We start from the raw sequence: 2,919 nt of genomic DNA, 5'->3' as shown, positions 1-2,919 counted from the left end.
GTTTATTGACATCCGGGATCCGGCCGAGAAAATTATCCTTGAGCAGGTCGATGCTGCCACTCAATATTCCCTTGATGTGACCGTTGTGGTCAAACATCGGGGCCGTAAACATGAGGATCGGGTGGTGATGGCTTTGATCCGAGAAGAAGGGTTCGGATATCTGTGGTTCCCCGGTTTTCAGGGTTTTTTGCAGATAATCCCGGGAAGAGAAGTCTTTGCCGAGAATTTCGGTCTGCATCGGGGTGCTGGTTTCCAGCACCCCGGAGGAAGAGAAGAAATAGAGTCCATTGTCAAAAATGAGCTGGGTGTCAATGCGCCGGTCGAGAATCAGCTGAATGGCCTCAGGTGTGTCGGCCAGACCCAGGTCGATAGTGTGCGCAACCGCGGTCAGTTCGCCCTGGGCGGCCAGCAGCTTCTGGTCGATTTCATCGGCCAGGGCTGAGACCAGGGTGAACTGCTGGTTCGAGATCGATTCCTTGAACTTTTTTTCGAAGTAAATCTGTCCGACCAGTGCAATCGCGCACAGGTAAACCGTAACCAGCAGGGACACCGCCAGGGTGATTTTCGAGGTCAGGCTGAATCGGGTCGCAGTCCGCACTGTTTTGGACGTGAGTAAATGCAAGCTGCACCTTGCCAATAGGCATGAATGACGGTTTTGCCGTCAGGTTATTGTCGGAGCGTTACCATGAGCCTACTCGATGTCGATGTTCGTGGTTGCTGTGCCTGTTGACAGGTGTCGAAATAATGACAGTCGGAGCATCGATGGCAGATGTCTTCAGGGGCGGTTCACTCTGGGCCGCTATCCCGCCAGAAGTCAGTCCAATCCGGCATTGGAAAATAACGGATCAATGTCCCGAGAGTCGCTACTGTCTTTTCGGGCGCTAGAGAATTTTGCGCCAACGGTAGGATTTGCAACCTTTGTACCAAAGAATCGGAAGTCATTCTCCTTGCCTGTAGCCGAGGGGCATCCACTCCCCATGCCTGAAGGTTTTCGTCCGCAATTACTTTCTCGCTTGCAGGGATACGGCCCGATTGACGGGATGCCGGTTAAGATGATAAAAACAAGGCAGAATTCAATGCAATTGAACAAGGAGATCCGGATGAAAAAACGAACCATCGATCCCGAACAGAAAATGGTCTGGGTTGTTTCTTCAGCCCGGTCTTTGTTCGTTGCCAGGGGGTATCATAACGTTTCGATCCCGCAGATCGTCAAAGAGTCCGGGGTGAGTACCGGCGCGATCTACAGCTACTTTGCCAACAAGGCCGAACTGGCCCGCTATATCCACGAACAGACCCTGCTTGACTTTCAAGAGCGGTTCGAGGCCCGGCTCGATGGGTGTATGTCGACCTTTGAGAAGCTGCGGGTGTTTGCCGAACTGGTTTTCGAAATTGTCGAGACGGACCCGGAGCAGATGGAGTACATGATGTTCATGAAACACGGGGAGTTTCTCCTCGAAGCCTACCCGATCTGTTCCACCCGGCCGTTTCGGAAGATTCAGGCGATCGTTGCCGAGGGGATCGAAAAAGGGGAATTGCGACAGGGTGATTATCTGCTTTCGGCCGTTTCCTATACCGGGGTGATTTTGCGGGCCGCCGAGCTGCGGTTGCAGGGGGTGCTGCAGGAACCGCTTGCAAAATCGGCCGACGAGTTGATCGCCAACGCCTGGGCGGCGATCAAGGTTTGACCTGATTGGCACTGTAGCGGTTGCTGATTCAGTCTCTTCGATCCGGTGATTTTACGAAGTCGTCTCGCCAGCTGGCGTGACGACTTCTGTGTTTGTGGCCTGCTGCTTTTTGCGCAGAAGCAGGCCGGGGCTTTTGAATGGTTGCCTCCTTGGCGAAGAAAACGGTCGAAGTGCTGAATGCCGATCTGGACGGTTCCTTCAAGGCGGCGTTCCCGATCCCGGCGGAAGTCCAGGCGTGCCGGGCGTGCCATGACCAAAAAGGAACCCTTGAAGATACTCGAACCAAGATGAACTGTGCTCCCTGCCATCCGGATCAGACCAAAGATCATCCATAAACGAAAGAGAGCGGCTGCGCCGAAATTCGCTTGGCGCAGCCGCTTTGTCAGCTCACTTTCAGTTTGGCCACTCGCCCGTTAATGCTCTTTGGTACGGATCGTATTGCATGGGGGGTGCTTCGCTTATTGCCCCTGAAGTAATCTCTTGATTTCGGCTTCCATGTCGTTGCCGTTCAGGCCGGATTTGAGCAGGTGGGTCCCCCAGGAACGTTGCCCTGCCAGTACTTCATTAAGGTACTCGATAGCGACTCTTTCGGTTTTTAACGCCAGCAATGAAGCGATGATGGTTTGTTTATTATCCGCACCCGCCGTCCTGAGTTGTTGCAATTCCCTTCCTGATATAACCATTCGTTCTTCCAAAATCGTGTCGATGACTGAGCTGGCCAGGGTCAGGTCGTCGGGATCGGCCTCCAGTTGAATTCTGGTCGCAACCGGCAACCCGTCACGATTGATTTCCAATGCGGAGAGGGTGGTCGCCCACGAGCGATTGCGGAAGCGGGACTTCATCAATGTTTTTGTCGGCTCGCCGGTTTTTTCCGCCAGCCAGTAGGCGACCCAGAGGTTTTCCGCCGTGGTCGAGGGGGTTTGCTTGGCGAAGACAACGTCCTTTTTCTGCATTCCATTGACGACAGCAAAAAACGAATTTTCCGTCGTGGCCAGAAAGTAAGGGTCCGCCGCGGCAGGTTGTCCTGGATCATAATCCCGATCGGTAAAGCAGTGGCAGGGCATTGCCAGAGACGATACTGGGAGAAAAAAAACAACGGTCAGTGCGATCCCATAGATGAATTTACTCATTCGATAGACTCCCTGCGGCGGATTTGCTGATGCTTATTTCTCGTGATTTTAACGGGTTTGTGCAGGGGGCAGGCCATTTGGCCAGCCCCCTGTTTTTTAGAATT

4 protein-coding genes are annotated in these 2,919 nt (G+C 53.4%); 2 read left to right on the top strand and 2 right to left on the bottom strand.

Features of this window, described 5'->3' with window-relative positions; genetic code table 11:
• On the bottom strand, positions 1 to 598 hold a 598-nt coding region (locus tag ABYV89_RS16015), incomplete at its 3' end, for a PDC sensor domain-containing protein (RefSeq protein ID WP_432823936.1).
• A gap of 502 nt (positions 599 to 1,100) precedes the next feature.
• On the opposite strand from ABYV89_RS16015, the gene ABYV89_RS16010 reads away from it, so the two are divergent.
• Positions 1,101 to 1,685 carry a TetR/AcrR family transcriptional regulator gene (locus ABYV89_RS16010; RefSeq protein ID WP_432823935.1) on the top strand — a complete coding sequence of 195 codons (585 nt, stop codon included), beginning with the start codon at positions 1,101 to 1,103 and terminating at the stop codon, positions 1,683 to 1,685.
• Positions 1,686 to 1,834: 149 nt separating this feature from the next.
• On the top strand, positions 1,835 to 2,020 hold the full coding sequence (locus ABYV89_RS16005) for a hypothetical protein (RefSeq protein WP_432823934.1): 186 nt from the start codon (positions 1,835 to 1,837) through the stop codon (positions 2,018 to 2,020).
• A 123-nt stretch (positions 2,021 to 2,143) separates the two neighbouring features.
• Here ABYV89_RS16005 and ABYV89_RS16000 read toward each other — a convergent pair whose 3' ends face one another.
• The gene (locus ABYV89_RS16000; RefSeq protein ID WP_432823933.1) at positions 2,144 to 2,815 is read right to left on the bottom strand and encodes a hypothetical protein; all 672 of its coding nucleotides are present in this window, start codon (positions 2,813 to 2,815) and stop codon (positions 2,144 to 2,146) included.
• Between the last annotated feature and the right edge of the window lie 104 nt (positions 2,816 to 2,919).

Origin of the sequence: Trichloromonas sp. (assembly GCF_041583255.1) — a bacterium.
In the GTDB taxonomy this organism is placed as follows: Bacteria; Desulfobacterota; Desulfuromonadia; order Desulfuromonadales; family Trichloromonadaceae; genus Trichloromonas.
The sequence above is the reverse complement of the archived record's forward strand: the minus strand, read 5'-3'. Positions and strand labels throughout refer to the sequence as shown.